The organism is Brevundimonas sp. (assembly GCF_041919755.1).
Classification (GTDB): domain Bacteria; phylum Pseudomonadota; class Alphaproteobacteria; order Caulobacterales; family Caulobacteraceae; genus Brevundimonas.
Genome location: NZ_JAYRTD010000007.1, coordinates 115,415 through 136,662 on the forward strand (window position 1 = coordinate 115,415; position 21,248 = coordinate 136,662).

Consider the following 21,248-nt stretch of genomic DNA (forward strand, 5'->3'; position numbering starts at 1 on the left):
ACCCGGCGCATGGCCTAGAACATCATCACGCCTGTCAGGAGCATCCCCCATGAAAACCCGCGCCGCCGTTGCATTCGAAGCCAAACGTCCGCTGGAGATCGTCGAGGTCGATCTTGAGGGGCCGCGTGCAGGCGAAGTGTTGATCGAGATCAAGGCGACGGGCATCTGTCACACCGACGCCTATACGCTGGACGGGCTGGACTCGGAGGGCATCTTCCCCAACATCCTTGGCCACGAGGGCGCGGGCGTGGTGGTCGAGGTGGGGCCGGGCGTGACCTCGCTCGCCGTCGGCGATCACGTGATCCCGCTGTACACGCCGGAATGTCGTCAGTGTAAGTCGTGCCTCAGCCGCAAGACCAATCTGTGCACCTCGATCCGCGCCACCCAGGGCAAGGGCGTAATGCCGGACGGCACCAGCCGTTTCAGCTACAAGGGTCAGGCGATCGCCCACTACATGGGCTGTTCGACCTTCTCGAACTACACCGTCCTGCCCGAGATCGCGGTGGCCAAGATCCGCAAGGACGCGCCCTTCGACAAGGCCTGCTACATCGGCTGTGGCGTGACGACGGGCGTCGGCGCGGTGGTCAATACGGCCAAGGTCGAGCCGGGCGCGAACGCCGTGGTCTTCGGCCTGGGCGGCATCGGGCTGAATGTCATCCAGGGGCTGAAGATGGTCGGGGCCGACATGATCGTCGGCGTGGACATCAATGCCGACAAGGAAGAATGGGGCCGCCGCTTCGGCATGACCCATTTCGTCAATCCCAAGGATGTGAGCGACGTCGTGGCCCATCTGGTCGAGATGACCGGCGGCGGGGCCGACTATACCTTCGACTGCACCGGCAACACGCTGGTGATGCGCCAGGCGCTGGAGGCCTGCCACCGCGGCTGGGGCGAGAGCATCGTCATCGGCGTGGCCGAGGCGGGCAAGGAAATCTCCACCCGCCCGTTCCAGCTGGTCACCGGTCGCGTGTGGCGCGGCTCGGCCTTCGGCGGCGCGCGCGGCCGCACAGATACGCCACGCATCGTCGACTGGTACATGGACGGCAAGATCGAGATTGACCCGATGATCACCCACACCCTGCCGCTGGAGCGGATCAACGAGGCCTTCGACCTGATGCATGCGGGCGAGAGCATCCGCAGCGTGGTGGTGTTCTGAGACACCTTGGAAGAATGCTGCCGTGGCCGCATAAGCAGTTGGGGAGACTGGAGATTGTCGAAGCTAAATAGAGAGCAGATTAAAGCGAAAGCTCGTCAAGTTTTGGCGCAGCACCCGAACGGGATTCGTTGGTCTGATCTGCTCCGGGCAGTTGAAACAGGCGAGCCAAATACGCCTCACAATTCTATCCACGGAGGGGTGCACAACCTCCTCACGACGGCGTCGGATATCGTGAAAGTCACTCGCGGGACCTACGTGCTGGCCAGCAACGTGGGAGATGTTGAGGCTGAACCGCTGCCAATCGAAATGCCTAGCCCGGCTACAATGCTGTCTCCCCACATTGAACAGCAATATTACGGTGCGTTTGCAGAATGGCTAAAAGAAGAGCTTGAAGAGGCGACGCATGCCGAAGCAATCGGCGGGAATTTGTTTAAGGGTAAGTGGGGAACCCCTGATGTGATCGGCGTTCTGAAGGCGCAGCCTTCTGACCTGGTCCGGTTCGAGCCGAGAATAGTCTCGGCAGAAATAAAGACTGACCCCTATTCCCCAGTAGTGGCATTCGGCCAGGCAATCGCCTACCGGCTATACTCACACAAATCCTATATGGTGATGCCTGATACGGTTTCTAAAGCCGACTTGGAGCGGATGGACGCACTTGCAGCCATTTATGGGATCGGTCTCGTCACGTTTTCTTTGGATCCAGAGAGCCCAAATTTTTCGCTTCGTATTCGGGCAGTGATTTCTCAGCCAGATATTTACTACGTCAACGAGATGGCTCGTAAGCTCTTCGCGCACAGTACCAAGTTGTTCAATTCGCTTTTCTAGAACGGCAGCTACAATGTTCACTCACATCACCATCGGCGCGAACGACATCGAGGCGTCGCGGAAATTCTATGATGCGGCCCTGGGTGCGCTGGGCATTCCGCCGGGCACGGATGACGACCGGGGCCGGGTCTGGTGGCGCACGCCGCGCGGGGCCTTTGCCATCACCAGGCCGCTGGACGGCCAGCCCGCCTGTCATGCCAATGGCGGAACCATCGGCTTCGGCGCGCGTGATGCAGACGCGGTGAAGGCATTCCATGACGCCGGCGTCGCAGCGGGCGGCACATCGATCGAGGACCCGCCCGGCGAGCGCAACGGACCGTTCGGCACCCTGGTGCTGGCCTATCTGCGCGACCCGTCCGGCAACAAGATCTGCGCGCTGCATCGACCGGGATGAGCCAGCCCATGCAGGTTACCAAGACCCATACTGTCCACGGCGGCACCCTGCGCTATTTGAAGCATGACAGCGCAACGACCGGCACGCCCATGACCCTGTCGGTCTTTGTGCCCCCGGGGGAAGGCCCGTTTCCGGTGCTGATCTGGCTGTCGGGCCTGACCTGCACCGAGGACAATTTCACCACCAAGGGCGAGGCCTACCGCGCGGCCGCCGAGCATGGGATCATCGTCGTGGCCCCCGACACCTCGCCGCGTGGCCCCGATCTGAAGGGCGAGAGCGTGGCAGACGATGCGGCCTATGACCTGGGGCAGGGAGCCGGCTTCTATGTCGATGCGACTGAAGAACCCTGGGCCCCGCATTTCCGAATGGAGACCTACGTCACCTCCGAGCTGATCGCCCTGATCGACGACCAGTTTCCGACAACGAAGACGCGGTCGATCAGCGGCCATTCGATGGGCGGCCACGGGGCGCTGACGCTGGCGCTGCGGCATCCGCACCTGTTCCGTTCGGTATCGGCCTTTGCACCGATCTGCTCGCCGACGCGCTGTCCCTGGGGCGAGAAGGCCTTCACCGCCTATCTGGGCGACGACCGGGCCGAATGGGCGCGGCATGACGCGGCCCTGCTGATTGAGACGGGCGCGGCGCGAGGCCATTACGATGACATCCTGATCGATCAGGGCGACGCCGATCAATTCCTGACCGACCAGCTGAAGCCGGAACTGTTGCAGGCGGCGGCGGAGGCTGCGGGTCAGCCGATGACCCTGCGGATGCAGCCCGGATACGACCACTCCTACTTCTTCATGGCCAGTTTCATGGCGGATCACGTGAGCTTCCACGCGCAGCGGCTGAAGGACTGAGCCGGTCGGCTTGACGTCGCTTTTGCCGTGAGGCGAGGTTGCGTAAGGAGAGTCCCGCATGATCGCCTTGGCCGCCGCCATTTCGCTCGCTGTCGCCCAGCAAGCTCGACCCTTCGCCGTCCCGTCTACCGACGGCTATGTCCTGACGGGCCAGGCAGATGTGCCGGAGGGTGGTTCGCGGGGCGTGGTCATCATGGTGGCCGGGACGGGGGCCTTCGACCGCGATGTGACGTTCGGACGGTCGGGAACGCCGCGCGACAAGCTGTTCGCCGATCTGGCCGCCACACGATTCAACGCCCGCGGCATGACGGCACTGCGGTTCGACCGGCGTGGCGTTCGCCACGGCGTGCCGCCGACTGAGGCGATCGATGCGGCGGCCGCGCCGGGAGTGACGGCCGAGGCTTTGAGCGCGGACGTCGGTGTCCTGTATGACTGGGCCAGATCCAGTGCCGGTCTGGGGGCAAGATGCGTCGTCTTCTTCGCCCATTCCGAGGGCGCGGTTCATGTGGCCGGCGTGGCCAAGGCGGGTGCGCCCGAGCCGGCGCTGGTCATCGGCATGGGCGCGCCGCTGGAGAGCAAGGTCTCGGCGGTCCGCTGGCAAAGCACGGGCCGTGACGCGGACTCGCTGACGATGATGGATGCCGACGGCGACGGCACCATCACCAATGAAGAGGTGCGATCCAACTGGATGAACACGCCATCGGCAGTGTTCGAAACCCTTGCGCCGTTCCTGCATCCGAACGGGGCGTGGACGCGGGCCGATCTCGATCAGCTGCGCGCCAACCAGACTGCGCTGTATGAACAGGCGAAGGCCAGCGCGATGGCTCTGGATGATGCAGCGCCCTATCCCAGTGCGGCGGCACCGGTGTTCAGCGGTGCATGGTGGAAGTCATGGATGACCGACGACGAGCCGCTGGCGGCCCGGTTCGCGCGTTGGCGTTCGCCGCTGATCCTGCATTACGGTGACAGGGACTCACAGGTGCGCGAGCAGCGCCAGCGCGCTGCCGCCGAGGGCGTTCTGGGCGAGCAGCAGGTGCGGTTCGTGTCCCATCCCGGGCGCGGACACAGCCTGGGCACTGAGCCGCTCATGGGGCCGATCGACGAGGCGATCGCCGATCAGATCGCCGGCGAGGCCGCCGCCGCCTGTCCGGGCTGAGCCGTCGAAGGTCGAATAATCTGCTGATCAGGCGGCTCGCCAACCCGGCTTCGTGCTAGCAAGCGCAAATGAAACAGACCCCTGACTCTGCTCCCAACTACGACGAACTGTTCGCCGCCCTGTGCCGCGAGGTCGGCTTCTGCCTGCATCCCAAGGGCGAGGCCAGGGTGCGCGCCGCCTTGGCCAACGGGCTGGACGCGGCGACGCGGGCCGTGTTCGAGGCGGACGGAGCGGACTTCACCGCCGCCAGCGGAGATCAGCGTCGGGCCGTCCGGGACTGTCTGAAGGCAAACCTGCCTGTTCCTCCCCCATCGGGGGAGGGGGACCGCCCGCAGGGTGGTGGAGGGGGCTAACCCCGTCCGCCGGCCTTTGTCGCTGGCCCCCTCCACCACTTCGTGGTCCCCCTCCCCCGATGGGGGAGGAACGAAATCTCTTCGTGACTCTTGGGTTCAGCGAGCGGGCACCTAGATACCGTACCTCAAACCGCAAAGCTCAGGAGTTTCCCCGATGGCCTTCACCCTGCCCCCCCTGCCTTACGCCTATGACGCGCTGGAGCCGGCCATCGACAAGGAGACGATGACCTTCCACCACGACAAGCACCATCAGACCTATGTCGACAAGCTGAACGAGGCCGTCGACAAGGAGGCCGGTCTGCAGGGCAAGGACCTGGAAGACATCTTCAAGACCATCTCCAAGGCCCCCAAGGCCGTGCGCAACAACGGTGGTGGTCACTGGAACCACAGCCTGTTCTGGGAACTGCTGGCCCCGGCGGGTGATGGCGGCGAGCCGTCGGCCGAGCTGGCCGCCGCCATCGACCGCGATCTGGGCGGGATGGACAAGTTCAAGGAGGACTTCAACGCCGCCGGTGCCGGCCAATTCGGCTCGGGCTGGGCCTGGCTGATCGTCCAGGACGGCAAGCTGAAGGTCACTTCGACGCCCAACCAGGACAACCCGCTGATGGACGTCGCGGACGAACAGGGCGCGGTCGTACTGGGCGCCGACGTTTGGGAACACGCCTATTATCTGAAATATCAGAACCGCCGCCCGGATTACCTCAAGGCGTTCTGGACCGTGGTGAACTGGAACAAGGCCAACGAACTCTTCGCCGCCGCCACCGCCTGATGCTGACGACGCCCGCCGGTCCCCCCGGCGGGCGTTTTCCTTTTCCGAACTGGAGCCGATGATGCGCCTTGCCCTGACCGCCGTTTCCGCCTTGGCCCTGACGCTTGCGGCCTGTTCCCCGCCCGCCGAGAAGGCCGCAGAGACCGCGGCCACTGCGCCAGCCGCAGCGCCAGCCTTTACGAACGCCTTCGCCTTCACGATCGGGGCGCTGGATGCCTATGCGCTGAAGGACGGCAGCCTGTCGGTGCCGAACAATGGCGAGGTGCTGGCCATCGGCGAGCCCAAGGCCGATGTCGATGCTCTGCTGACCGCCAACGGCCTGCCGACCGACAACCTGGGCCTCAGCATCCAGCCGATGCTGGTCAGGATGGGCGACAGGGTCGTGCTGTTCGACACGGGCGCGGGCGGACAGATGGGCACGGAGGGCAAACTGCTGACCTCGCTGAGCGCCGCGGGCGTTCAGCCGGCGCAGGTGACCGACATCCTGATCTCGCACGCGCACGGCGACCATGTTGGTGGTCTGGTCAATGCTCAGGGCCAGCTGGTCTTTGCCAATGCCACCATCCGCATGACGGCCAACGAATGGGATGCGCTGAAGGCCGATCCGACCATGGCGGCCCTGGTCACGGCCATTACGCCCAAGGTGCAGACCTTTGCGGCAGGTGCCGAGGTCCTGCCCGGCGTCACGGCGGTGGACATTCAGGGCCATACGCCGGGCCACACCGGCTATCAGATCACCTCGGGCAGCGAGGGCCTGCTCTATATCGGCGACACCATGCACCATTCGGTGATTTCGGTGCAGCGCCCCAACTGGACCATCCAGTTCGACGGTCGGGCCGATGTCGCCGAGGCCAGCCGCCGCGCCCTGCTGGAACGCGCAGCCAGCGAAAACCTGCGTCTGTACGCCGTCCACTTCCCGTATCCGGGCCTGGGGCGCATAGAGCGTCGCGCCGACGACTTTGTCTGGGTGGCCGAACCCGGTGCTGCCACGCCTTAGGTCGGGTACGGCAAGGATTGGTTAAGCCTGATTGTTAGCCGTGCACTCAGGCTTGGTCATTAGGGACAGCCGCAGTTCCAGTTGTTGGCGGCAGTCCGTATGCGTGTGTTTTCGTGTCTGGTGGAGGACCACAACCTCTATCTGACAGCCCTTGCGGCCCTGATCTGCGTTTTGGGGGCCGTCATCATGGCCCGGCTATACCGCAAGGCAAGGGCCAGCCGCAGGCGCATGCGCTGGTCTTGGCTGTTCCTCGGAGCTGTGGCCGGCGGGGCCACCATCTGGTGCACCCATTTTGTGGCCATGATGGCCTATCGGCCCGGCGTCGAGATCACCTACGCACCCCTGCTGACGGGGCTGTCGCTTCTGGTCGCGATCGTCGGCTGCGGAACAGCCATGGCCATGGGGTCGCAGCGGCACCGCCTATCGCCCGAAGCGGGTGGGGTCACCTTTGGCCTGACGGTTGCGGCCATGCACTATGTGGGAATGGCGGCCTTTACCGCGGACGCCCTGGTGATCTGGTCGCCGGTCTATGTGGTGGCGTCCGTGGGTGCGGCGGTTGTGTTCGGCGCGCTGGGCTTTGCACAGGTCCGCAGGACGGTTTCGGGGCTGAAGACCTACATCGCCCCCGGATTGCTGGTCCTGGCGATCGTGTCCTTGCATTTCACGGGCATGGGGGCCTTGACCATCCTTCCCCTGGCACCGGTGGAAGGCGCGGTCACGGGTGAAGCGGCCTCGGCCCTGCTGGCCGTGGGCGTGGCCGCGGTCGGTTTCCTGATCCTGGGCGTCGCGATCGCCAGCCATGCGCTTGAGGACCAGACCAGCCGGGATTCCAACAGCCGTCTTTATCAGCTGATCGAGGGCAGCGTGGACGGCATGCTGGTCGAGAGCGAGGGCGTGATCCTGATCGGCAACGCGGCGTTCGCCGGTCTGTGTGGAGTAGAAGTCGAGGCACTGGTCGGTCAGCCGCTGACTCGCTGGCTTGACGAGGCGGCGCGGTCCGCCGACGGCATGCTGGTGCAGGGCACATTGACGCCGGGCGACGGCGAGGCCATCCCGGTCGAGGTGGCCGTGCGTGCGGCGCGTCGGGACGACGGGGCCGGGCACTACCGGATCTTTGCCGTCCGCGACCTGAGGGCGCGGTTGGCCCAAGAACAACGCATCGTCCACCTAGCGCGCAACGACAGCCTGACCGGACTGCCCAACCGCGTGTCCTTCCTTGAGGAAATCGAGCGCCGGGTCGCCCAGACGGGTGGCCAGCAGTTCGCCCTCTTTGCCATCGACCTGAACCGGTTCAAGGAGGTCAACGACATCTATGGCCACGGCGTCGGTGATCGGTTGCTGGTGCATGTGGCGGACCGGATGATGACGACCCGGACCGAAGGGGACTTCGTCGCGCGCCTGGGCGGTGACGAGTTCATGGCCCTGACCCCGGTCACCAGTCGCCTGCACGCCATGGAGGCGGCCGAGCGCCTACGCAGCGCCATCATGCAGCCGATGCAGGCCGACCATGCCGACGTCCACTGCGGTGCCGCCATCGGCATTGCCCTGTGGCCCGACGACGCGCGCGAGGCGTCGGTGCTGATCAACAATGCCGATCTCGCCATGTATCGGGCCAAGGCCGCACTGGCGACCGACGTCTGCTTTTATGAAGAGGCGATGGACGAGGCCGTGCGTGACCGCCGCCGCCTGACGCAGGGCCTGCGTGAGGCCTTGGATAACAATCAGTTCGAACTTCACTATCAGGTTCAGGCGTCGCTCTCGACCGGCAAGGCGACCGGGTTCGAGGCCCTGTTGCGCTGGAAGCAGGCGGACGGCTCATACATCCCGCCGGACCAATTCATCCCCCTGGCCGAAGAGACCGGCCTGATCCTGCCGATCGGGGAGTGGGTTCTGCGTGCCGCCTGCACGGAAGCCGCCCGCTGGGAGGTACCGCACCGGATCGCGGTCAATCTGTCGCCCGTTCAGCTGTCGCACATCGACCTGCCCCGGCTGGTGCATCAGATCCTGATCGAGACAGGCTTGAAGCCTGAACGGCTGGAGCTCGAAATCACCGAGACGGCCATGATCGCCGACATGGAGCGGACGACCCACATCCTGCGTCAGCTGAAGCTGCTGGGGGTGTCGGTGGCTATGGATGACTTCGGCACCGGCTATTCGTCCCTGTCGACGCTGCGCGCCTTTCCCTTCGACAAGATCAAGCTGGACCGGTCCTTCATGTCCGAGCTGGAAGGCAGCCAGCAGTCCAAGGCCATCATCCGGGCTGTCCTGGCCTTGGGCGAGAGCCTGGAAATTCCCGTCCTGGCCGAAGGGGTCGAGACGAAAAGCCAGCTCGATTTCCTCCGGATCCAGGGCTGTGACGAAGCCCAGGGCTATCTGTTGGGCCGGCCATCCCGCGACGGTCACAGCACGACCGACGCCCAGGCCGATCTGACCGCAGGACACGAAACCGCCCGTGCGGCTTGACTCCTGAAGGCGCGACGTCGATAAGCCGCGCCTTCACGTCGTCGGGGCAACCCTTCGATGCGATGACACTACGGACGATGCGTGGACCGCCGTTGAGATCGTCTCTCCATCTGGGGAGGGACCGGGCCGCATCATATAAGAGAGTGACACATGTCCAAGCGCCACAGCGCCAAGTATAAACTCGATCGGGTCATGGGTGAAAACCTGTGGGGCCGTTCGAAATCCCCGGTCAACAAGCGTTCCTACGGCCCCGGCCAGCACGGCCAGCGCCGCAAGTCGAAAGTCTCGGACTTCGGCCTGCAGCTGAAGGCCAAGCAGAAGCTGAAGGGCTACTACGGCAACATCACCGAGAAGCAGTTCTTCGCCACCTATGAAGAAGCCTCGCGCCGCAAGGGCAACAGCTCCGAGAACCTGATCGGCCTGCTGGAGTCGCGTCTGGACGCCATCGTCTATCGCGCCAAATTCGTCCCGACCGTCTGGGCCGCCCGCCAGTTCGTCAGCCACGGCCACGTGACCGTCGACGGCAAGAAGGTCGACATCGGTTCGTACCGCGTCAAGCCGGGCCAGGTCATCGAGGTCAAGGAAAAGAGCCGCAACATGGCCCTGGTCCTGGAAGCCCAGCAATCGTCGGAACGCGACGTGCCGGACTATCTGGAACTGGGCGACCGCGGTTTCTCGGTTCGCTACGTCCGCGTGCCGGAACTGGCCGACGTGCCGTTCCCGGTGAAGATGGAGCCGAACCTGATCGTGGAATACTACTCCTCGTAAGGCGGTTGACCGCTGGTCCAGCGAGACAATTCTGGAAAGGGCCCCGGAGCGATCCGGGGCCTTTTCTATTTCGTGGAACCGGGGTTCACGTGCGAAGCGAACAGGCGCACTATGATGAAGTTCAGAGACGGTCTGGAGGGCCGGGGCATGAAATCGATCGCCAGTCTGGCCGGCGCGACACTGCTGGCCGTCAACCTCTCGGCCTGTGCGCTGACCAACCCCTTCGCGCGTGAAGACGTGGTCGCCCAGACGGCCATGCCGGGTCAGATGGAGCCGGTGCACGCCGCCGTCATCGCCCACGATCAGGCGCTGTTCCGCGTCACCTCCAACGGCTGCACGGCCAAGGCCGACCTTACCCCGGTCGTGCGTCAGGGCCGCGATGAAGCCGTGATCACCGTGCGCCGGATCAAGGAAGATCGCTGCCAGCGGCCAGTCGCCGACGGGCTGGAGGTCACCTGGACCTTCGAGGAACTGGGCCTGGCCCCCGGTTCTCGCGTATCGGTCGAAAATCCCTATCAGCTGCCCCGGACCTGATAATCCGCACCTTTCGGATTGTTCACGTGCCATTCGCGCGAACCGCCGGCACATTGGGATCAAGCGTCACCGCAAGAGGGCGCGGTCGCTCTCTCGCCTCATCCGGAATGGAACATCCCATGCTGCGTCGTCTCGCCATCGCTGCCGTCCTGACGGCCTTCACCGCGCCCATGCTGGGCGGCTGCATCATCATCGCGACCGACAAGCCGACCACGCGGGTCGTGCACCAGTCCTCGGACGCAGCTCAGTGAAACGGGCTCTGCTGGCTGCGGTCCTGATCGCGCCGCTTCTGTCGGGCTGCGTCATCTATGCCAATGACGAAGGCAAGACCGATGTCGTGCGCCTGTCGGACACGAATTCGACTTCGCTGGAAGCGGTCGGGCAACCGCGTGTCGAGAACGGTCGCCTGATCGTCCGCGTCGGCTCCAACGGCTGCACCAGCCTGGACAGTTTCGAGGTCCAGCTGACGGAGGCCTCGGACGGCTACACCGATGTGGTCTTGAACCGCCGGTCGCCGGACCTCTGCAAGGCGTTGGTCCCGGACGGGGTCGAGCTGGCGTGGGGCTTTGGAACGCTGGGCCTGTCGTCGGATGCAAGGCTGCGCCTGCTCAATCCGCAGACGCTGTAATCAGCGGGCCTGAAAGGTCGGCAGCATGTCGGCCGGGATCCGGTGCGGCTTCATCGTTTTGGCATCGACCAGCACCCATTCGGAGACGCCTTGGGCACAGACCTGGCCTTGGGCGTTCTCGATCCGGACATAGCGGTTGAAGCGCGGCCCTTGCGGATCGCCGACCCAGGTGCGGGCGACCACACCGGTCTCGTCGGGCATCAGCGGACGCAGATAGTCGATCTCGTGCCGGATGCCGACCCAGGACCATTTCGCGCGCGTCGCCTCGTCGAAGCGGGCGGTCCAGTGGGCCGTGCCCGCGTCCTGCAGCCAGCCGACATAGACGACGTTGTTGACGTGGCCGTTCTCGTCGATGTGTTCGGGCCGGATCGTCAGGGGAACGACGAAGATCTCGCGGTCCTCACGCGGCTCCAGGACCGGGCGGGCCATCAGGCGTCGGCGTCTTCGCCGAGGGCCACGCCCTTTTCGGCCATCAGGGCCTGAAGCTCACCGGCGTTGAACATCTCGCGCACGATGTCGGAGCCGCCGACGAATTCGCCCTTCACATACAGCTGGGGAATGGTCGGCCAGTCGCTGAAGGTCTTGATGCCGTCGCGCAGGCCGTCGTCCTGCAGCACATCCACCCCGACAAAGGGCGCACCGATGTGGTCAAGGATCTGCACCGCCAGCGAAGAGAAACCACAACGTGGCGCGTCCGGCGTGCCCTTCATGAACAGGACGACCGGATGGGTCTGGATCGCATCGGCGATGAAGGCATGGATAGGGTCGGCGGACGCCACGGCTTGATCGGTCACTGAAGGGGCCTTTCGTGAAGGCCGTCAGCTAGGGACCGTGGCGGTTCCGGTCAAGGGCGGGGCCCCGATATGACGCGGTGTTGAACGGGCGTCAGGCCGCGACGGACTTGGCCCCGGCCACACGCGCCATCTCGATCTGGGCGGCCAGGCCGGGCGGTAGGTCGCGATCCGGAATGGCGGCCAGCATGTTCAGCCGCTCGACATCCTCGGCATGGATCATGGCGCTGGAGATCGACGGGTCGGTCAGCACATAGGCCAGGCAGATCTCCTCGGCTGTCCAGTTGGGCGTGCGGTGCAGGAAGGCGAAGGTGCCTGCGCCGCGTAGCGGATCGGACTTGGCCCGTCGGCCAGTACTGCCGCCGAAACCGAACAGGCCTTTCTTCTTCGGTTCCTCATGGATCATTTCCGCCTTCTTGGCCGTATCCAGGCTCTCGGGGAAGTAGCCGATAGCGAAGACAGCCATGTCCTTCTCACGGGCATCGCGCAGACGCGACCGCACCTGCCAGGGCGAGTTGACGTGATAGGGCGTGACCAGAACGTCGAAGGCCCCGGTCGAGACATAGGCGTCCATGACCTCGCCGTCGCCGGCGATGCCCAACAGACGCACGCGGTCGGTGGCGCGCAGGGCCTTCAGCGCATTCAGCGACGACTGCGGCAGTTCGTCGTGCATCGGCTGGTCCAGCAGGGCCTGGTCGAACCAGCCCAGGGACGAGGCATGCAGCGCCCGGTCCATGCAGGCCGTCATCCCCTCGGCCGAGAAGTCGCGGTCCGAGCCCTTACGACCGTCCCCGGCCCCCAGGGTCAGCGAAATCTGCAGCAGGCGGCGATCAACCTCCTTGACGGCGTCGCCCAGGATTTCGGCCAGGACGGGGTTGGCGTCGCGCAGGCGATAGCTGTTGATGCCCGCTTCCAGCGCGGCATAGATGATGGCGCGCGCCGCCTCCGGTCCCCGCGCGATGTCGCGCGAGCTGAGGCCCAGGGTGACGGCTGAGACGGCCTGTCCGTGCTGGCCGAAGGGGCGATAACGCATGGCTCAGACCTCCGCAGGCGTCGAGGTTTCGAGCGCCAGAGCATGCAGTTCGCCGCCCATCTTGCCCTTCAGCGCGGCATAGACCAGCTGATGCTGGCGCACCCTGGGCAGGCCGGCAAACGCCTTCGAGACGATGCGCGCGCGATAGTGGTCGCCGTCGCCCGCCAGATCGTCGATCGCGATCTCGGCGTCGGGAAAGGCCTCGAGCAGATGGCCGCGAAGCTCTTCGACAGGCATGGGCATGGGCGCGCTGGTCTCCGATAGATCGTCGATGACTATGCCGCGTAAACCTTAATGGCTGGCTACAGCGATGCACTGCGGGCGGGGCGCTCCAGCAACACCACCGGACCACCCTTGTAGAAGGTTTCTGCATACGGCTGGTAGCCCATGCGCCGCGCCAGGGCGTGCGATGGCCCGTTTGCGGGGTCGATCATGCAAACGGTTCGCGGCACCTTCAGTGACCGGTCGCACCAGTCCAACGCCGCCTTGACGGCCTCGTATGCCAGCCCCTGACCCTGAAACTGCGGTGCCACGCCCCAGCCCAGTTCCGGCGCATCGAACGCAGGAGTCATCAGACGGCGGTGGTCCAGCACGCTGACATTGCCGACGTAGACTCCATCGGTCGTCCGGCGGATCGTCCAGCTGCCATAGCCCCGGACCTGCCACTGACCGATATCGCGCAGCAGCCGAAACCAGACCTCCTCAGTATTCATGGCCTCCGGCAGGATGGCCGTGGCGAAGGCTGCGTCGCCCCAGAGAGCACTCAGGTCGTCATAATCATCCACGTTGACGGGCGTCAGGGTCAGCCTGTCGGTGGTCAGCACAGTCATGCGAACAGGGCACCGGCCCTCTCGATCCGGGTCGTGCCGTCGGCGGCCGTGACGGCATAGGTGAAGCCGGGTCGCAGGGCGAAGGCCCCGGCGCGGCCCTGCTTGTCCAGGGCCAGCAGGGCGACCTGCGATGCTGCGACCTTTGTGCCGCGCAGCCGGGCCAGACGTTCGATCACGCTGCGACAGGCGGAGGTGGGGTCCATGCCGTGGCGCATGGCTTCGACGACGGCATGGCTGCCTGCGACCCGCACCACGTCCTCGCCGACACCGGTGGCGGTGGCCCCGCCGACCTCGTCGTCAATATAGAGGCCCGCACCGATCAGGGGACTGTCACCGACCCGGCCGCGCATCTTGAAGGCCATGCCCGAGGTGGTGCAGGCCCCGCCCATATGCCCGTCCGCCCCGATGGCGATCAGGCCGATGGTGTCATGGTTGCCCGGACCGCCCGGCATCGACCGCCAGTCGGTGTTCTCGCTGTTGATACGCGGCGCATATTCGGCGGTCTTCAGCCAGTCACGCCAGGCGGCCTCGGCCCGTGGAGTCAAAAGGTTCTGCGTCGGAAAGCCTTGGTCGACGGCGAACGTCCGCGCCCCTTCGCCCACCAGCATGGTGTGCGGCGTCTTTTCCATGACGGCACGGGCGACCGAGACGGCATGGACCACATCCTCCAGTGCGCAGACCGCCCCGATGTCGCCGTTCCAGCCCATCATGCAGGCATCCAGCGTCACCCGACCGTCGCGGTCCGGCAGACCACCCAGGCCGACGGAGGAATTGCTCTCGTCCGCTTCGGCCACGCGACCGCCCGCCTCGACCATGTCCAGCGCCGAGTCGCCCGCCTGACGCCGCGCCACACCCGCCGCATTGGCCGCTGCACCGAAGTCCCAGGTGGAGATCATAACGGCGGGGGCGGTATCAGGCTCGGCGGAGACTGTTGTCGACAAGACAGTGACGGGGGAGGCGGCGAGGATCGCGCGGCGGGTAGGCATCAGCGGCTCTGCATCGGTTGTCTCGCCAAGAAGGCGCAAGTTGACACAGGGCATTGCGAAGGAGTGGAGCGGCACGGCTTGATTTCCTGATGCGCTTTCACCAGCGCATGGCCGGAAAAAATAGGTGCCCTCCAGCCGCCATCCATTGCGCGGCAGGTCATCGCGTCCGACGATATACTCGATCCGGTTGAAGCCCTGCGTGACGGGGCGCTCTGCAACCAAAACGGATGATCCCGTAATGGCGAGGGTCAAGCTCGCCGCGCCGCTGAGCAGGCTAAGGCCGAGCACGACGTGACTGAGGCGGCGGGCACCTGTCACATCAACCCCAACTGCTTGAAGCTAGCCACACCCTGGCGGCCGACGATCAGGTGGTCGTGGACCTCGATGTTCAGCGACCGCGCCGCCTCTATGACCTGGCGGGTCATGTCGATGTCGGGGCGGGACGGGGTGGGATCGCCCGACGGGTGGTTGTGCACGATGATCATGGCCTTGGCCGACAGCTCCAGCGCGCGGCGCACGACCTCGCGCGGGTAGACGGGGGCGTGGTCGACCGTGCCCCGGTTCTGGATTTCGTCCAAGATCAGCTGGTTGCGGTTGTCCAGATACAGCACCCGGAACTGCTCGCGCGGCTCATGCTGCAGCGACAGGCGCACATAGGCCAGCAACGCAGACCAGGACGAGATGACCGTGCGCTTGGCGGGCTCCTCCTTGGCCACGCGACGCGAAACCTCGTGCAGGGCGGCGAGGTCCAGCGCCGTCTCGGCCCCGATCCCCTTGGTGCGCCCCCTGGTGTCCTCGGCCTTGACCGTCATCAGGTCCTCGACCGATGCGGCCAGCACCGCCGCCAGCGAGCCGAACCGCGCCAGCAGGGCCTTGGCGATCGGCTTGACGTCCCCCTGCGGCTGGCTGCGGAACAGGAACAGCTCCAGCAACTCGTAGTCAGGCAGGTGATGGATGCCCGCCCCCCGCGCCCGTTCGCGCAGGCGTTCGCGATGGCCCGCATGATGAGGCGGCTTGGGCTTTTCGGGCGGTTGATCCAGCATGCGTCCCCCGGTGACGGGGCGACGTTAGCCTAGAATTTCGGTCTGAACAGTCCCGCCGGGCTGGCGCTGAAAAGTTCGACGCCGTCGTCGGTGACGCCACAGGTGTGCTCGCACTGGGACGACAGGGACTTGTCACGGGTCACGGCCGTCCAGCCGTCGGACAGCACCTTCACATGCGGCTTGCCTAGATTCACCATCGGCTCGACGGTGAAGAACATGCCCTTCTTCAGCACCGCACCTTCGCCGCGTCGGCCGTAGTGCAGGACGTTGGGGCTGTCGTGGAACAGTCGGCCGATCCCGTGGCCGCAGAAGTCGCGCACGACCGACATGCGGTTGGCCTCGACCACCTGCTGGATGGCATAGCCGATGTCGCCGAAGGTGTTGCCCGGCTTGATCATGGCCAGGCCGGCGTCGAGCGAATCATAGGTCACGTCGATCAGCTTGCGCGCCCGGGCGTTGATCTCGCCGATCGGATACATGCGGCTGCTGTCGCCATGCCAGCCGTCGACGATGACGGTGTGGTCGATGTTGACGATGTCGCCGTCCTTCAGCACCCGGTCGCCCGGAATGCCGTGACAGACCACGTGGTTGATCGAGGTGCAGACCGTCTTCTCATAGCCCTTGTAGCCCAGGCAGGCGGGCAGGGCCCCGTGGTCCAGGGTGAAGGTGCGGATGCGGTCGTCGATCTCCTGCGTCGTCACGCCTGGCACGGCGAACTCGGTGATCATGTCCAGCGCCTCGGCGACCAGCTTGCCGGCCGCGCGCATGCCCTCCCAAGCCTCCTCGTCCTGATGGACGCGGATCTCGTGGGTGCGGACGAAGGTGTCCTCGTCCAGTTCGGGGGTCTCGTACATGCGTGCAGGCTTTCAGGCGGGATCGGCGATCAGGTGGGGAGCATAGCACAGATGCTCAAGGCGAGACGATGACGTGCGGGCCGGATGCGCCTATCTGCATCCCATGAGCACTCCATCCCCTACCGCTGCCGTCCTGATCATCGGGGACGAGGTCCTGTCCGGTCGGACGCAGGACACCAATCTGAACACCATCGCCCGGTTTCTGGGCGCGCTGGGCATTGACCTCCTGGAAGCGCGGACGGTCGGGGATCGGACGGCGCAGATCGTCGACAGCCTGAATGCGCTCAGGACCACTTACGACTATGTCTTCACCACCGGAGGCATCGGGCCGACGCATGACGACATAACCGCCGATGCCGTGGCCAATGCCTTTGGCGTGGCCTTGCCGGAGCATCCCGACGCGGTGGCGATCCTGGAGAAGCGCTATGGCCCGGGCGAGTTCAATGCGGCGCGGCGGCGGATGGCGCGGGTGCCGGAGGGCGGCAGCCTGATCGCCAATCCGGTCACGGATGCGCCCGGCTTCCAGATCGGCAATGTCTTCGTCATGGCGGGGGCGCCCAGGATCATGACGGCCATGCTGGAGGATGTGGCTCCGCGACTGCGCACCGGGGCGATCGTGCATGCGCGGACGGTGCAGGTGTCGGGCGTGGGCGAGGGGACGATCGCGGAGATGCTGGGCGCGGCGGCAAAAGCCAATCGCGCCCTCAGCTACGGCAGCTATCCGTTCGGCCACGGTTCGGTCGGAGAGATCGGGACCAATCTGGTCATCCGCGGGCGCGATGCGGCGGCGGTCGATGCCGCGGTCGACAGCCTGATGGCCGATCTGGCCGCGGCGGGCATCGAGGCCCGGGTGATCACGGCCTAGGCCGCCAGTTTCGCCCAGGCCTGACCGATCGGCAGGATTTCCAGCCCCGCGCCCTTGGCCGCGTGCAGGACGCGATCCAGATCGTCCGGCGTGCAGCCATAGTCAGTGGGTCGATCCGAGACGTCGTGGCCATAGGCGGTCAGCCAGCCGTTCGACGCCGCCGCCTCGGCCATCATCGCCTCCAGGTCGTAGTGGGGCAGGCGGCGGCTCTCCAGGCCGATGGACTTGATCAGGCCCCGGTCCGCGCGCCCCGCATTGACCCCGTCGCGCACCCCGCGCCCCAGGGCGAAGCGGTCGCGGACGATCCGCTTGGCTTGAAGCGTTGCATCCCCGAACGGATAGGCGAAGGTGGTCATGCGATGACCGTCCAGCCGCGCGGCCACCCAGGCGGCATTGGCCTCAAGGCTCAGCCGCATCGCCTCGGCATCCATGCGCAGCATGCTGGTGTGGCCGAAGGTGTGACAGCCGACCTCATGCCCCGCCGCATGCAGGGCCTGCAGATGCTCGGTGCGAAACTGCGGCCGCTCCATGTTCCAGCCGCTCTCCAGCCCGCCGCAGACATAGTAGGTGGCCAAAACCCCATGCTCGGCCAAGATCGGCCCGGCCTCGGTCCAGGCGGTTTCGGGAATGTCGTCGAAACTCAGAGAAAAGAGGCCCCGCGCCGGTGCGATGGTCACGGCGTCGATATCGAGATAGCGGGCGGCCCTGCGCCGCATCTGGTCGATGGCCTTCATGGATGCGGTTCTAGCCGTCCCCGCTTAAGGAAGCGTATGGCCTCGGCTTGCCGCGCAAAGGCCCGCCGTCTAGGGTCCGCGCCTCTCATTTTGCGACTGCGAACAGCCACCCGTGACCACCGAACCTCTCGCCTTCCAGGACCTGATCCTGACCCTCCACAAATACTGGGGCGATCAGGGCTGCGCGATCCTGCAGCCCTACGACATCGAGGTTGGGGCCGGCACCCTGCACCCGGCGACGGTGCTTCGCGCGCTCGGTCCGCGCCCGTGGAAGGCCGCCTATGTCCAGCCCAGCCGCCGCCCTGGCGACGGCCGCTACGGCGAAAATCCCAATAGATTACAACACTATTACCAATATCAGGTGATCCTGAAGCCCAATCCGGAAAACCTTCAGGAACTGTACCTCGGCTCCCTGGCGGCCATCGGCATCGATCCGAAACTGCACGACATCCGCTTCGTGGAGGACGACTGGGAGAACCCCACCGTGGGTGCCTGGGGGCTGGGCTGGGAGGTCTGGTGCGACGGCATGGAGGTGACGCAGTTCACCTATTTCCAGGGCGTCGGCGGCATTGAGGTGGACGTCGTTTCGGGCGAACTGACCTACGGGCTGGAGCGCCTGGCCATGTACGTTCAGGGCGTGGACAACGTCTATGATCTGAAGTTCACCAAGGAGGGCCTGACCTATGGCGAGGTCTTCCTGGAGAACGAGCGCCAGCAGTCGGAAGCGAACTTTCACGGCTATGACGTTGACGGCCTGAAGCGCCGGTTCGAAGACATGGTGGCCGAGGTCTCGCGCCTTCTCGCAATGAAAGGCCCGCAGGATCAGGCCCTGGTCCTGCCCGCCTATGATCAGGTGCTGAAGGCGTCGCACCTGTTCAACCTGATGGACGCGCGCGGCGCCATCGCGGTTGCCGAACGCCAGAGCTACATCGGACGGATCAGGGACCTGTGTAAGGCCTGTGCCGTCGCCTATGTCGAACAAGAGCGGAAAACCGCCTGATGCCCCAGCTTCTCATCGAACTGTTCTCCGAAGAAATCCCCGCGCGCATGCAGGCGGGGGCGGCGCGTGATCTGGAGCGGATGGCGGCCGAGCGGCTGAAGGCGGCGGGTCTCGCTTACGAGGCCCTGACCACCTATGCGGGCCCGCGGCGGCTGACGCTGGTAGTCGAGGGGCTGCCATCAGCGACGCCGGACCGGTCCGAAGAGGTCAAGGGCCCGCGCACCTCCGCGCCCGATCAGGCGCTGGACGGCTTCCTGCGCAAGACCGGCCTGACCAAGGATCAACTGACCGAGCGTGACGGCGTCTGGTTCGGCGTCCTGTCGTCCACGGGGCAGGCGACGACGGCCATCATCCCCGACATGGTCGACCAGATTGTGCGCGGCTTTCCCTGGCCCAAGTCGATGCGCTGGGGGTCCGGCCCCCTGCGCTGGGTGCGGCCGCTGAAGCGCATCGTGGCCCTGTTCGACGGGGCGGTGGTGCCGTTCGAGATCGACGGCATCCACAGCGGCTACACGACCGAGGGCCACCGCTTCCTCGGCTCCGGCCAGCCGTTCACGGTCAGGGACTTCGCCGACTACCGGGCGAAGCTGGAGCGCGAATTCGTGCTGCTGGATGTGGCCGACCGCAAGCTGCGCATTCTCGATGGCGCCAAGGCTGCCTGCGCCGCGCGGGGGCTGGCGCTGGTCGATGACGACGGCTTGCTGGACGAGGTGGCGGGGCTGGCCGAATGGCCGACGCCGATCCTGGGCGACATGGACCCGCAGTTCCTGGACCTGCCGCCCGAGGTGGTGCGCCTGTCGATGAAGGTGCACCAGAAGTATTTCGCCGTGCGCGATCCGGCCACGCACAAGCTCGCCCCCAACTTCCTGGTCGTCGCCAATGTCGAGGCGTCCGATGGCGGCCAGGCCCTGGCCGCCGGCAACAGCCGGGTTCTGAGCGCGCGCCTGAACGACGCCCGCTTCTTCTGGGACGAGGACCTGAAGGTCGGGTTCGACGTCTGGAACGACAAGCTGAAAGGCGTCACCTTCCACGCCAAGCTGGGCACGCTGCACGACCGGGTCGAGCGCATCGCTGCTCTGGCCCGCGAGATCGCGCCCCTGGTCGGGGCCGACCCCGATCAGGCCGAGGCCGCCGCCCGTCTGGCGAAGGCCGATTTAGCCAGCGGCATGGTCGGCGAGTTCCCGGAACTGCAGGGCGTGATGGGCGGGTACTATGCCCGCGCCTTCGGCCATCCCGACGCTGTCGCCGACGCCATCCGCGACCACTACAAGCCCCAGGGCCCCGCCGACACCGTCCCGACCGCGCCGCTGACCGTGGCGGTAGCCCTGGCCGACAAGCTGGACACCCTGGTCGGCTTCTTCGCCATCGACGAAAAGCCCACGGGGTCGAAGGACCCGTTCGCCCTGAGGCGGGCGGCGCTGGGGGTGATCCGGTTGGTGCTGGAGAACAACCTCTCTTTGTCGCTGAATGCAGTCTTGTGGCGGCAAGAGCTTCGAGCTCAGGTCTCTGCAATGCGAGTGAAGCTCGCAGCGCCGCGGCGGGCTTCGATGGACGACATCGTGGATATGCCGCCCAATGTGCTTGAGAAGCTTCGAGCCGAGTTGAAGCGTCTTGAAGCGAACGTACAGTGGCTAAGGAACGACACCGAAGATCCACTGTTGCCGCTCGAAAATTATCCCGACGAAGCCGGGCTAAAGGTCTTCTTCGCCGACCGCCTGAAGGTCCTCCTCCGCGACCAGGGCAAGCGCCACGATCTTGTGGATGCCGTCTTCGCGCTGGGCGACGACGACCTGGTCCGTATCGTGCGGCGGGTCGAGGCGCTGGACGGGTTCCTGAGCACTGACGACGGGGCCAATCTGCTGGCGGGCTACAAGCGGGCGTCGAACATCCTGCGGGCCGAGGCCAAGAAGGGCGATGTGCCCACCGGCATGGTCCAGACCGGCCTGCCCGGCCAGCCCGAGGAAGAAGTCGCCCTCGCCTTTGCCGTCGGGGCCGCCGGCACGGCGGTAGACGCGGCGCTGGAAACCGAGGACTTCGCCGCCGCCATGACCGCCCTGGCCGGCCTTCGCGGCCCGGTCGACGCCTTCTTCGACAAGGTGCTGGTCAACTCCGACGTGGCCGAGGAGCGGGACAACCGCCTGAAGCTGCTGGGCCAGGTGCGCGACGTCATGGGCCGGGTCGCCGACTTCGGACAGGTGGGCGGCTAAACCCT

Annotated in this window: 25 protein-coding genes; 16 read left to right on the plus strand and 9 right to left on the minus strand. The window is 65.7% G+C overall.

The features are described 5' to 3' along the window. Positions 1–49 precede the first annotated feature (49 nt). The 13 genes from ACE3TH_RS10470 to ACE3TH_RS10530 all read left to right on the plus strand — a co-directional run bounded on the left by ACE3TH_RS10470 (position 50) and on the right by ACE3TH_RS10530 (position 10,900). Positions 50–1,156 carry an S-(hydroxymethyl)glutathione dehydrogenase/class III alcohol dehydrogenase gene (locus tag ACE3TH_RS10470; protein WP_374599695.1) on the plus strand — a complete coding sequence of 369 codons (1,107 nt, stop codon included), beginning with the start codon at positions 50–52 and terminating at the stop codon, positions 1,154–1,156. Positions 1,157–1,210: 54 nt separating this feature from the next. Beyond that, the gene (locus tag ACE3TH_RS10475; RefSeq protein WP_374599696.1) at positions 1,211–1,981 is read left to right on the plus strand and encodes a hypothetical protein; all 771 of its coding nucleotides are present in this window, start codon (positions 1,211–1,213) and stop codon (positions 1,979–1,981) included. Between the two features lie 13 nt (positions 1,982–1,994). Next, positions 1,995–2,375, plus strand: coding sequence for a VOC family protein (locus ACE3TH_RS10480; RefSeq protein WP_374599697.1), 381 nt, complete (start codon positions 1,995–1,997; stop codon positions 2,373–2,375). 8 nt (positions 2,376–2,383) lie between these two features. After that, positions 2,384–3,232: an S-formylglutathione hydrolase gene (gene fghA / locus ACE3TH_RS10485; protein WP_374599698.1), complete on the plus strand. Its 849-nt coding sequence runs from the start codon at positions 2,384–2,386 to the stop codon at positions 3,230–3,232. Positions 3,233–3,290: 58 nt separating this feature from the next. Beyond that, complete coding sequence (locus tag ACE3TH_RS10490; protein WP_374599699.1) at positions 3,291–4,388, plus strand: alpha/beta hydrolase; 1,098 nt, start codon at positions 3,291–3,293, stop codon at positions 4,386–4,388. Between the two features lie 68 nt (positions 4,389–4,456). Then, on the plus strand, positions 4,457–4,741 hold the full coding sequence (locus ACE3TH_RS10495) for a hypothetical protein (RefSeq protein ID WP_374599700.1): 285 nt from the start codon (positions 4,457–4,459) through the stop codon (positions 4,739–4,741). Between the two features lie 154 nt (positions 4,742–4,895). Continuing rightward, positions 4,896–5,510, plus strand: a complete 615-nt coding sequence (locus tag ACE3TH_RS10500; RefSeq protein WP_374599701.1) for a superoxide dismutase — start codon at positions 4,896–4,898, stop codon at positions 5,508–5,510. 58 nt (positions 5,511–5,568) lie between these two features. Then, entirely contained in the window at positions 5,569–6,507 is a 939-nt protein-coding gene (locus ACE3TH_RS10505) for an MBL fold metallo-hydrolase (RefSeq protein WP_374599702.1), read from the plus strand. 99 nt (positions 6,508–6,606) lie between these two features. Further along, positions 6,607–8,970, plus strand: coding sequence for an EAL domain-containing protein (locus ACE3TH_RS10510; protein ID WP_374599703.1), 2,364 nt, complete (start codon positions 6,607–6,609; stop codon positions 8,968–8,970). 150 nt (positions 8,971–9,120) lie between these two features. After that, positions 9,121–9,738: a 30S ribosomal protein S4 gene (gene rpsD / locus ACE3TH_RS10515; RefSeq protein WP_292170826.1), complete on the plus strand. Its 618-nt coding sequence runs from the start codon at positions 9,121–9,123 to the stop codon at positions 9,736–9,738. Positions 9,739–9,852: 114 nt separating this feature from the next. Then, positions 9,853–10,272 (plus strand): hypothetical protein, encoded by a 420-nt coding sequence (locus tag ACE3TH_RS10520; RefSeq protein WP_374599704.1) that lies wholly within the window; start codon positions 9,853–9,855, stop codon positions 10,270–10,272. Between the two features lie 119 nt (positions 10,273–10,391). Next, positions 10,392–10,523, plus strand: coding sequence for a hypothetical protein (locus ACE3TH_RS10525; RefSeq protein ID WP_374599705.1), 132 nt, complete (start codon positions 10,392–10,394; stop codon positions 10,521–10,523). Further along, entirely contained in the window at positions 10,520–10,900 is a 381-nt protein-coding gene (locus tag ACE3TH_RS10530; RefSeq protein ID WP_374599706.1) for a hypothetical protein, read from the plus strand. Before ACE3TH_RS10525 ends, ACE3TH_RS10530 begins: the two co-directional genes overlap by 4 nt. Here the strand turns inward: ACE3TH_RS10530 and ACE3TH_RS10535 are convergent, their stop codons facing one another. From ACE3TH_RS10535 to map, 8 genes are all read right to left on the minus strand, one after another. Beyond that, positions 10,901–11,329, minus strand: a complete 429-nt coding sequence (locus tag ACE3TH_RS10535; RefSeq protein ID WP_374599707.1) for an acyl-CoA thioesterase — start codon at positions 11,327–11,329, stop codon at positions 10,901–10,903. It lies immediately after the preceding gene. Then, the gene (grxD, locus tag ACE3TH_RS10540) at positions 11,329–11,694 is read right to left on the minus strand and encodes a Grx4 family monothiol glutaredoxin (protein ID WP_296167370.1); all 366 of its coding nucleotides are present in this window, start codon (positions 11,692–11,694) and stop codon (positions 11,329–11,331) included. The genes ACE3TH_RS10535 and grxD overlap by 1 nt, the downstream gene beginning before the upstream one ends. Before the next feature lie 91 nt (positions 11,695–11,785). After that, the gene (locus tag ACE3TH_RS10545; RefSeq protein WP_374599708.1) at positions 11,786–12,724 is read right to left on the minus strand and encodes an oxidoreductase; all 939 of its coding nucleotides are present in this window, start codon (positions 12,722–12,724) and stop codon (positions 11,786–11,788) included. Between the two features lie 3 nt (positions 12,725–12,727). Then, positions 12,728–12,967 (minus strand): BolA family protein, encoded by a 240-nt coding sequence (locus tag ACE3TH_RS10550; RefSeq protein WP_374599709.1) that lies wholly within the window; start codon positions 12,965–12,967, stop codon positions 12,728–12,730. Positions 12,968–13,026: 59 nt separating this feature from the next. Beyond that, complete coding sequence (locus tag ACE3TH_RS10555; RefSeq protein ID WP_374599710.1) at positions 13,027–13,554, minus strand: GNAT family N-acetyltransferase; 528 nt, start codon at positions 13,552–13,554, stop codon at positions 13,027–13,029. Beyond that, the gene (locus ACE3TH_RS10560; RefSeq protein WP_374599711.1) at positions 13,551–14,540 is read right to left on the minus strand and encodes a N(4)-(beta-N-acetylglucosaminyl)-L-asparaginase; all 990 of its coding nucleotides are present in this window, start codon (positions 14,538–14,540) and stop codon (positions 13,551–13,553) included. Before ACE3TH_RS10560 ends, ACE3TH_RS10555 begins: the two co-directional genes overlap by 4 nt. A gap of 314 nt (positions 14,541–14,854) precedes the next feature. Next, complete coding sequence (gene radC, locus ACE3TH_RS10565) at positions 14,855–15,583, minus strand: DNA repair protein RadC (RefSeq protein WP_374599712.1); 729 nt, start codon at positions 15,581–15,583, stop codon at positions 14,855–14,857. Positions 15,584–15,612: 29 nt separating this feature from the next. After that, on the minus strand, positions 15,613–16,437 hold the full coding sequence (map, locus tag ACE3TH_RS10570; RefSeq protein WP_374599713.1) for a type I methionyl aminopeptidase: 825 nt from the start codon (positions 16,435–16,437) through the stop codon (positions 15,613–15,615). Between the two features lie 103 nt (positions 16,438–16,540). On the opposite strand from map, the gene ACE3TH_RS10575 reads away from it, so the two are divergent. Then, a complete protein-coding gene (locus ACE3TH_RS10575; RefSeq protein WP_374599714.1) occupies positions 16,541–17,302 on the plus strand; it encodes a competence/damage-inducible protein A in 762 nt (253 codons plus the stop codon). Here ACE3TH_RS10575 and ACE3TH_RS10580 read toward each other — a convergent pair. Then, complete coding sequence (locus tag ACE3TH_RS10580) at positions 17,299–18,036, minus strand: polysaccharide deacetylase family protein (RefSeq protein WP_374599715.1); 738 nt, start codon at positions 18,034–18,036, stop codon at positions 17,299–17,301. The genes ACE3TH_RS10575 and ACE3TH_RS10580 overlap by 4 nt on opposite strands. Before the next feature lie 112 nt (positions 18,037–18,148). Between ACE3TH_RS10580 and ACE3TH_RS10585 the strand changes: the two genes are divergently transcribed. After that, positions 18,149–19,036: a glycine--tRNA ligase subunit alpha gene (locus ACE3TH_RS10585; RefSeq protein WP_374599716.1), complete on the plus strand. Its 888-nt coding sequence runs from the start codon at positions 18,149–18,151 to the stop codon at positions 19,034–19,036. Continuing rightward, positions 19,036–21,243, plus strand: coding sequence for a glycine--tRNA ligase subunit beta (glyS, locus tag ACE3TH_RS10590; protein ID WP_374599717.1), 2,208 nt, complete (start codon positions 19,036–19,038; stop codon positions 21,241–21,243). The genes ACE3TH_RS10585 and glyS overlap by 1 nt, the downstream gene beginning before the upstream one ends. Positions 21,244–21,248 lie beyond the last annotated feature (5 nt).

Coding starts and splice junctions, on each gene's coding strand:
- ACE3TH_RS10470 (WP_374599695.1), top strand. CDS start 50: ATGAAAACCCGCGCCGCCGTTGCATTCGAAGCCAAACGTCCGCTGGAG.
- ACE3TH_RS10480 (WP_374599697.1), top strand. CDS start 1,995: ATGTTCACTCACATCACCATCGGCGCGAACGACATCGAGGCGTCGCGG.
- fghA (WP_374599698.1), top strand. CDS start 2,384: ATGCAGGTTACCAAGACCCATACTGTCCACGGCGGCACCCTGCGCTAT.
- ACE3TH_RS10490 (WP_374599699.1), top strand. CDS start 3,291: ATGATCGCCTTGGCCGCCGCCATTTCGCTCGCTGTCGCCCAGCAAGCT.
- ACE3TH_RS10495 (WP_374599700.1), top strand. CDS start 4,457: ATGAAACAGACCCCTGACTCTGCTCCCAACTACGACGAACTGTTCGCC.
- ACE3TH_RS10500 (WP_374599701.1), top strand. CDS start 4,896: ATGGCCTTCACCCTGCCCCCCCTGCCTTACGCCTATGACGCGCTGGAG.
- ACE3TH_RS10505 (WP_374599702.1), top strand. CDS start 5,569: ATGATGCGCCTTGCCCTGACCGCCGTTTCCGCCTTGGCCCTGACGCTT.
- ACE3TH_RS10510 (WP_374599703.1), top strand. CDS start 6,607: ATGCGTGTGTTTTCGTGTCTGGTGGAGGACCACAACCTCTATCTGACA.
- rpsD (WP_292170826.1), top strand. CDS start 9,121: ATGTCCAAGCGCCACAGCGCCAAGTATAAACTCGATCGGGTCATGGGT.
- ACE3TH_RS10520 (WP_374599704.1), top strand. CDS start 9,853: ATGAAGTTCAGAGACGGTCTGGAGGGCCGGGGCATGAAATCGATCGCC.
- ACE3TH_RS10525 (WP_374599705.1), top strand. CDS start 10,392: ATGCTGCGTCGTCTCGCCATCGCTGCCGTCCTGACGGCCTTCACCGCG.
- ACE3TH_RS10535 (WP_374599707.1), bottom strand. CDS start 11,329: ATGGCCCGCCCGGTCCTGGAGCCGCGTGAGGACCGCGAGATCTTCGTC.
- ACE3TH_RS10545 (WP_374599708.1), bottom strand. CDS start 12,724: ATGCGTTATCGCCCCTTCGGCCAGCACGGACAGGCCGTCTCAGCCGTC.
- ACE3TH_RS10550 (WP_374599709.1), bottom strand. CDS start 12,967: ATGCCCATGCCTGTCGAAGAGCTTCGCGGCCATCTGCTCGAGGCCTTT.
- ACE3TH_RS10555 (WP_374599710.1), bottom strand. CDS start 13,554: ATGACTGTGCTGACCACCGACAGGCTGACCCTGACGCCCGTCAACGTG.
- ACE3TH_RS10560 (WP_374599711.1), bottom strand. CDS start 14,540: ATGCCTACCCGCCGCGCGATCCTCGCCGCCTCCCCCGTCACTGTCTTG.
- radC (WP_374599712.1), bottom strand. CDS start 15,583: ATGCTGGATCAACCGCCCGAAAAGCCCAAGCCGCCTCATCATGCGGGC.
- map (WP_374599713.1), bottom strand. CDS start 16,437: ATGTACGAGACCCCCGAACTGGACGAGGACACCTTCGTCCGCACCCAC.
- ACE3TH_RS10575 (WP_374599714.1), top strand. CDS start 16,541: ATGAGCACTCCATCCCCTACCGCTGCCGTCCTGATCATCGGGGACGAG.
- ACE3TH_RS10580 (WP_374599715.1), bottom strand. CDS start 18,036: ATGAAGGCCATCGACCAGATGCGGCGCAGGGCCGCCCGCTATCTCGAT.
- glyS (WP_374599717.1), top strand. CDS start 19,036: ATGCCCCAGCTTCTCATCGAACTGTTCTCCGAAGAAATCCCCGCGCGC.